Annotated in this window: 7 protein-coding genes and 1 tRNA gene; 2 read left to right on the top strand and 6 right to left on the bottom strand. The window is 65.6% G+C overall.

What is annotated here, in order from left to right:
- Window positions 1–75: 75 nt before the first annotated feature.
- Window positions 76–166: transfer RNA gene (locus MXAZACID_RS07755), tRNA-Ser, on the bottom strand.
- 132 nt (window positions 167–298) lie between these two features.
- The gene (gene lepA / locus MXAZACID_RS07750; protein ID WP_008493679.1) at window positions 299–2104 is read right to left on the bottom strand and encodes a translation elongation factor 4; all 1806 of its coding nucleotides are present in this window, start codon (window positions 2102–2104) and stop codon (window positions 299–301) included.
- Window positions 2105–2226: 122 nt separating this feature from the next.
- Here lepA and MXAZACID_RS17760 point away from each other — a divergent pair, with 122 nt between their 5' ends.
- Complete coding sequence (locus tag MXAZACID_RS17760; protein ID WP_008493678.1) at window positions 2227–2667, top strand: DUF805 domain-containing protein; 441 nt, start codon at window positions 2227–2229, stop codon at window positions 2665–2667.
- Window positions 2668–2671: 4 nt separating this feature from the next.
- Here MXAZACID_RS17760 and MXAZACID_RS07740 read toward each other — a convergent pair whose 3' ends face one another.
- Entirely contained in the window at window positions 2672–3163 is a 492-nt protein-coding gene (locus MXAZACID_RS07740) for a L,D-transpeptidase (RefSeq protein WP_008493677.1), read from the bottom strand.
- On the bottom strand, window positions 3156–4277 hold the full coding sequence (gene ribA / locus MXAZACID_RS07735) for a GTP cyclohydrolase II (protein WP_039884785.1): 1122 nt from the start codon (window positions 4275–4277) through the stop codon (window positions 3156–3158). The genes MXAZACID_RS07740 and ribA overlap by 8 nt, the downstream gene beginning before the upstream one ends.
- A gap of 96 nt (window positions 4278–4373) precedes the next feature.
- Between ribA and MXAZACID_RS07730 the strand changes: the two genes are divergently transcribed.
- On the top strand, window positions 4374–5060 hold the full coding sequence (locus MXAZACID_RS07730; RefSeq protein WP_008493675.1) for a response regulator transcription factor: 687 nt from the start codon (window positions 4374–4376) through the stop codon (window positions 5058–5060).
- A gap of 24 nt (window positions 5061–5084) precedes the next feature.
- Here the strand turns inward: MXAZACID_RS07730 and MXAZACID_RS07725 are convergent, their stop codons facing one another.
- Window positions 5085–5630 carry a nucleoside 2-deoxyribosyltransferase gene (locus tag MXAZACID_RS07725; RefSeq protein WP_008493674.1) on the bottom strand — a complete coding sequence of 182 codons (546 nt, stop codon included), beginning with the start codon at window positions 5628–5630 and terminating at the stop codon, window positions 5085–5087.
- Between the two features lie 89 nt (window positions 5631–5719).
- On the bottom strand, window positions 5720–6352 hold a 633-nt coding region (locus MXAZACID_RS07720), incomplete at its 5' end, for a hypothetical protein (RefSeq protein ID WP_008493673.1).

Here is a 6352-nt window from a genome sequence, read left to right as displayed (position 1 = left end):
TGGTTGTGGGCAATCGCGAATGGCTTGTCCAGCGCAACGGGCGATGAAGGACGCAGTCTGTTTCTGAAACGAGAGTGGCGGACAGACAGGGATTCGAACCCTGGGTACGCTATTAACGTACACACGCTTTCCAAGCGTGCGCCTTAAGCCGCTCGGCCATCTGTCCAGCGCGCGGTGGGGCACTCTCTACCCAAACTCACCCCGCCTGCCAAGGGGGGCGGGGGGGATGGGCGAAAAAAACGCCACCCCGCCGGAGCCGGGTGGCGTTTTTTAGCAAAAACATTTTGAAAACAGTGGTTTAGGCGTCCATCTTGAGGGCCGCCAGGAAGGCGCTCTGCGGGATTTCCACCTTGCCGAACTGGCGCATGCGCTTCTTGCCCTCTTTCTGCTTCTCCAACAGTTTGCGCTTGCGGCTGATATCGCCGCCATAGCATTTCGCCGTCACGTCCTTGGAGAGGGCGGAGATGGTCTCGCGCGCGATCACCCGCCCGCCAATCGCGGCCTGGATGGCGATCTTGAACAGCTGCTTGGGGATCAGCTCCTTCAGCTTGCCGCAGATGGAGCGGCCCCGGCTCTCCGCCTGGGAGCGATGGGCGATGAAGGAGAGCGCGTCCACCGGCTCGGCATTCACCAGGATGGAGATCTTCACCAGATCCGACTCGGCGTAATCCTCCAGCGAATAATCGAAGCTGGCATAGCCGCGGCTTACGGATTTCAGCCGGTCATAGAAATCGAACACCACCTCGTTCAGCGGCAGCTTATAGACCGCCATGGCGCGGTTGCCGACATAAGTGAGGTCGAGCTGCTGGCCGCGGCGTTCGGAGCAGAGGGTGAGGATGGACCCGAGATAATCATCCGGCACCATGATCGTCGCCTTGATCCAGGGCTCCTCGATATGGTCGATGATCGAGCCGTCCGGCATGTCGGCCGGGTTGTGCAGCGGCTCCATCTCACCATTGGTCTTGAACACGTGATAGACCACCGAAGGGGCGGTGGCGATCAGGTTGAGGTCGAACTCGCGGGAGAGGCGCTCCTGGATGATTTCCAGATGCAGCAGGCCGAGGAAGCCGCAGCGGAAGCCAAAGCCCAACGCCGCGCTGGTCTCGGCCTCGTAATGGAAGCTGGCATCGTTGAGGCGCAGCTTCGCCAGGCTCTCGCGCAATTTCTCGAAATCGTCGGCATCCACCGGGAACAGCCCGCACCACACCACCGGGATGGAGGGTTTGAAGCCGGGCAGGGCCTCGCTGGCCGGGCGGCGATCATCGGTGATGGTGTCGCCGACATTGCAATCCGCGACGGTCTTGATGGCGGCGGTGATATAGCCCATCTCGCCCGGCCCGAGCGCCTCGACCGCGCGCATCTTGGGCGTGAACACGCCGAGCTGCTCGACCGGATGCACGGCGCCGGTGGACATCATGCGGATCTTCTGGCCCCGGCGCAGCACGCCGTTCTTGATGCGCACCAGAATGACGACGCCGAGATATTGGTCGTACCATGAATCGACCAGCAGCGCCTGCAGCGGCGCATCTTCCTGGCCCTGCGGCGGCGGCAGCTTGGCGACCAGTGCCTCCAGCACGCCTTCGATATTGAGGCCGGTCTTGGCGGAGATTTCCACCGCTTCCGAAGCGTCGATGCCGATCACATCCTCGATCTGCTGCTTCACCTTCGGCACGTCGGCGGCCGGTAGATCGACCTTGTTGAGCACCGGGACGATCTCGTGATTGGCATCCAGCGCCTGGTAGACATTGGCGAGCGTCTGCGCCTCCACGCCCTGGGAGGCGTCGACCACCAGCAGCGAGCCCTCGCAGGCGGCCAGCGAGCGGCTGACCTCATAGGCGAAATCGACATGGCCGGGCGTGTCCATCAGGTTGAGCACATAGGTCTTGCCGTCCGAGGCCGGGTATTCGAGGCGCACGGTCTGCGCCTTGATGGTGATGCCGCGCTCTTTCTCGATCTCCATATTATCGAGCACCTGCTCGGTCATCTCGCGCGCGGTGAGGCCGCCGCAATGCTGGATCAGCCGGTCGGCCAGGGTGGATTTGCCATGGTCGATATGGGCGATGATGGAGAAATTACGGATCAGGTCGAGAGGTGTGCCGGTCATGGCGGGTCTTTAGGGCATTTTGGGGGGGCGCGTCGATAAGGGCTTTGGAAAAGCCGCCGCCCCTTGCGCGAATAGCGGGTTTCGGTGAAGCATTGCCAAACCGTTAATAATTCGAGGTTGTTATGGGGTTTGTTGGCGCCATCAAGGCCGGTTACGCGAATTATTTCAATTTTTCCGGCAGGGCGACGCGCCCGGCCTATTGGTGGTTTCAGCTCTGGATCCTTCTGTTGCTGATGGGGCTGGGTATTTTCGGCGTCATGGCGATTGGAGTGCATGACGGCTCGGGCTTGAAGCTGGTGGCGGAGCTGTTCGCGGCGCTTTTTGGGCTGATGATCCTTCCCGCCATCAGCCTGCAGGTACGCCGGCTGCACGATGCCGGCCATTCGGGCTGGTGGGTGTTGATTTCCTTCCTGGCCCATGTCGCGCGCTCGATCTGGATGGTCGCCATGCGGCATGATCCCGGCATCGCGGCAGATCTGGTGGCGCTGCTGCTGGATCTGGTGTCGTTGGGGCTGAGCCTCACCATTCTGATTTTCTCGTTCCAGCGCTCCAAGCAGGGCTGAAGCTTCAACCGGGCACGCGGATCGCGCTCAACCCCGCCGCCAGGGCGATCTTCATGTCGCGCTGGTTGAGCGCGACGCAGCCCGCCGTCGGGGCGTAGTCTGGCGTGGCGATGTGGAAGAAGATGGCGGAGCCGCGGCCCGGCAGGATGGGGGCGAGGTTCCAGTCGAGCACGCCGATGATGTCGTAGACCGCATCCTCACGCCACAGCGCCTCGTGGCTCGGGCCGAAGGGCAGGCGGACGGGCTGGTTATAGGCTTTGTCCGCCGGGTCGTCGCACCAGCCATCGGACGGGGAGAGCGGCTCCAGCGGCACAGCGCAGCGCGGCGGGGGCAGGCGGTCGGCGCGGTAGAGCACCCGCACCAGTTTCAGCAGCCCGGTGGGGGTGGCGCCATCGCCTTCGCGTTTCTGGGCGGTGATGCCGCCGCGCCCATGGGCGGCGCGCAGGGTCAGCCCGGCGCCGCGCAGCGTCTCGCCTTGCAGGATGAACTCAACCAAGCAGATGGCCGAAGCGCCTGGCTTTCGTCTCCAGGTAGGAATCATTCACCCCGTTGGCCTCGAACTGGTGCGGGACGCGTTCGACGATCTTGATGCCGCAGGCGGCGAGGCTTTCGACCTTTTCCGGGTTGTTGGTCAGCAGGCGGATCTTCTCGATCCCCAAAGCCTCCAGCATGGCGGCGGCGATGTGGAAATTGCGCTCATCCGCCTGCCAGCCCAGGGCCCGGTTGGCATCCAGCGTGTCCAGCCCCTGATCCTGCAGCGTGTAGGCGCGCAGCTTGTTGATCAGCCCGATGCCGCGCCCTTCCTGGGCCAGATACAGCACCGCGCCGTTGCCCTCCTGGCCCATGCGGGCAATCGCCCCTTGCAGCTGCGGGCCGCAATCGCAGCGCAATGATCCCAAGAGATCGCCGGTGAAACATTCCGAATGCAGCCGCACCAGCGGGGCGTCCTGCGTCTCTGGCGTGCCGACCAGGATGGCCATGTGCTCGATGCCCTGGTCCAGCGCCCGGAAGGCGACCAGCCTGGCGTCGCGCGCCGCGTCCAGCGGCACCGAGACCTCGGCCACCTTCATCAAGGTGGAGGCCAGCTCCAGCGGATAGGCCAGCAGATCGGCGGCGGGGACGGTGAGCAAATCCGCGCCTTCGCGGCGGGTGGCCCAGCCGGGGCGCACCGGGGCCACAACCATCGCCGGCAGCAGGCGGGCGAGCTTGCCCAGCGCCAGGGCGGCGGCGGCTTCGTCCGGGGCTTCGATGGTGGAGAAGCGGGGCAGGATCTGTTCCATCGTCGGGTCGGCGGCGCGTTTCAGCGTCTCGGCGTCGATCAGCGGCCGGGCCAGCTCCAGCGCGATGGCGGGAGCGGTTTCCGGCACATCATGTTGCAGCACCGCGGCGGCGCGGGAGGGGGCGAGCAGCAGGGAAGCCGGGCCGGTGGAGAGAAGATCGATCAGCCGCAGCCCTTCCGCGCCCACCGTCTCCGCCGGGGCGATGATCAGCGGCTTGCGCGCGGCCAGCACCACCGGCACGCCGCGTCTGGCATCGGCGATGGCGCGGTGCACCGCCCGGGTGCGGGGGGTGCCGAGAGGGGCTTGAACGGAACGCAACGGCGAATTCATTTGTTTAAAATAGTGAGCCGCCGCGGATCTGGCCAGAGAGGCTGACAGGTAGGCGAAAACGGGCTAGAATTTGTTCAGATATCAAGGGAGTCGAACATGGCGGACCCGCGACCGATCCTGCTGGTTGACGACGACGTGGCGCTGCGCACAGCGCTTGCCGAGCAATTGCAGGTCAATGGCGAATTCGCGCCCGAAGAGGCGGGAAGCCTCGCCGAAGCGGAGACCCGGCTCGCCAATGGCAAACGCTATGATGCGCTGCTGCTCGATGTCGGGCTGCCGGACGGGGACGGGCGGGAATTCTGCAAGCGCCTGCGCGCCCGTGGCCTCAAGGCGCCGATTCTCATGCTCACCGCCTCGGTCGAGGAAGAGGATGTGGTGCAGGGGATGGAGTCCGGCGCCAATGATTATCTCGCCAAGCCCTTCCGGCTGAATGAGCTGCTGGCGCGGCTGCGCGCGCATATGCGCAGTTTCGAGAATTCCGAGGATGCCGAGATCAAGCTTGGCCCCTACAGCTTCCGCCCCGCCGCGCGCCAGCTGCTGGATGCCAAGGGGGGCAAAATCCGCCTCACCGACAAGGAGGCGGCGATTCTCAAGCATCTCTACCGCGCCGGCAAGCCGGTGCCGCGGCAGACGCTGCTGGAGGTGGTCTGGGGCTATAATGAGGGCGTCTCGACCCATACGCTGGAGACGCATGTCTACCGGCTGCGTCAGAAGATCGAGGCGGACCCGCAGAATGCCAAGCTGCTGGTCACCGATGGCGGCGGGTATAGTTTGAACGCTTAGCGCAATGGGGGCGCTAATTTTTATCTAGATGCGCCGGAACCAGTCCGCGACGCGGGCCAGGCAGATTTCGAAAATTTCCAGCGAATCGAAGGGACGGCCGAGCCCGTCCGCGGGCAAAGTGAGCGGCAGGCTCAGGCTGCCCTCGATCATCAGATTATCGGCGCAGCCGAAATCCTCGATGATCAGCCCGGGCAGGGCGTCGCCCACCGCCTCGATCTGCGCCCCGGCGCGGGTGGCGAAGTTTTGCGCCGAGTTGGAATAGCCGAAGACCGGCTTGCCCTGGCCGAGAAACCAGCCCAGCTCGACCAGCGTGCCGGCATCCGCCGAGGCGCCGCGAAACGGGGTGAGGTTGGCGAGGATCGCATCGCTTTCGCGCATCATCCGCAGATCATCGGCGTAGATCGCCCGCCAGAGCTCGGCGGCGGGGCGGTTGAGGTCGAGATTTGGGTTGAAGGGGGCGATTCCCTCCAGCCCATGGGCGGCGCAGAGATCGCGCTTGGCCTGCGCCATCGCGGCGGCATGGGGCAGGAACACGTCCGGCCCGGCGAGATAGAGTTTCGGAACAGCCATGACGCAGGATTTGCGGGGCGGGCGGTGCCGGTCAAGGGGAGACGCCGGTTGGCCAGCATCACAGGGCCGCTCCGCGCCGATTCTCTCGCTCAGCCGCCGGGCAGGCGCGGCGCCGGGGCGGGGGCGGCGAACAGGGCGGCGCGCAACGGCAGCGGCAGGCTGCCATAGATCTCCGCCTCCCAATCCGGCTCGATGCAGCGCGCCCCGTTCCAGACCAGAGTCACCCGGGCGAATTCCTCGCGCTGCCCGGCGCCGGGCAGCAGATGGCGGTAGAACACCAGCCGCGCCGCGATGCGGTTGGCGGCGCGCAGCGTCTCGCGGTTGGCGGCGAGGCGGTAGCCCTCATCCCGGAACAGGATCGCCGCCGCCGGCAGGCGCAGCAGGATCGTCTCCTGCGCCAGCTGGCTGGCGGCGTGCAGATAGCGGGCATTGGAGTTGGGGCCGATGCCGCCCCAGCGATGCGCGATGCAGAGATGAATGGCCTCGCCCAGCTCGCAGGCGCTGACCAAGGCCTCCGGCCCGTTGCTGCCGAATTGCCGCCAGCTGGAGAGCAGCCCGGCCGGGTCGGCAAAGGCCGCGAGGGTGGTGGGCTGGCCGTCGCGCAGCAGAATGGCGCTGACATCCGCCCCCTCCTGGCGCTGGCGCAGCAGCCTGACGCAGGCCTGATCCACCGCCGCCAGGCTCTCGAAACTGGCCGGGTCGGGCAGCACGGAAAACCCGTC

This window comes from Acidocella sp. MX-AZ02, from assembly GCF_000306035.1.
In the GTDB taxonomy this organism is placed as follows: Bacteria; Pseudomonadota; Alphaproteobacteria; order Acetobacterales; family Acetobacteraceae; genus Acidocella; species Acidocella facilis.
This window is presented reverse-complemented; position numbering and strand designations above follow the sequence as displayed.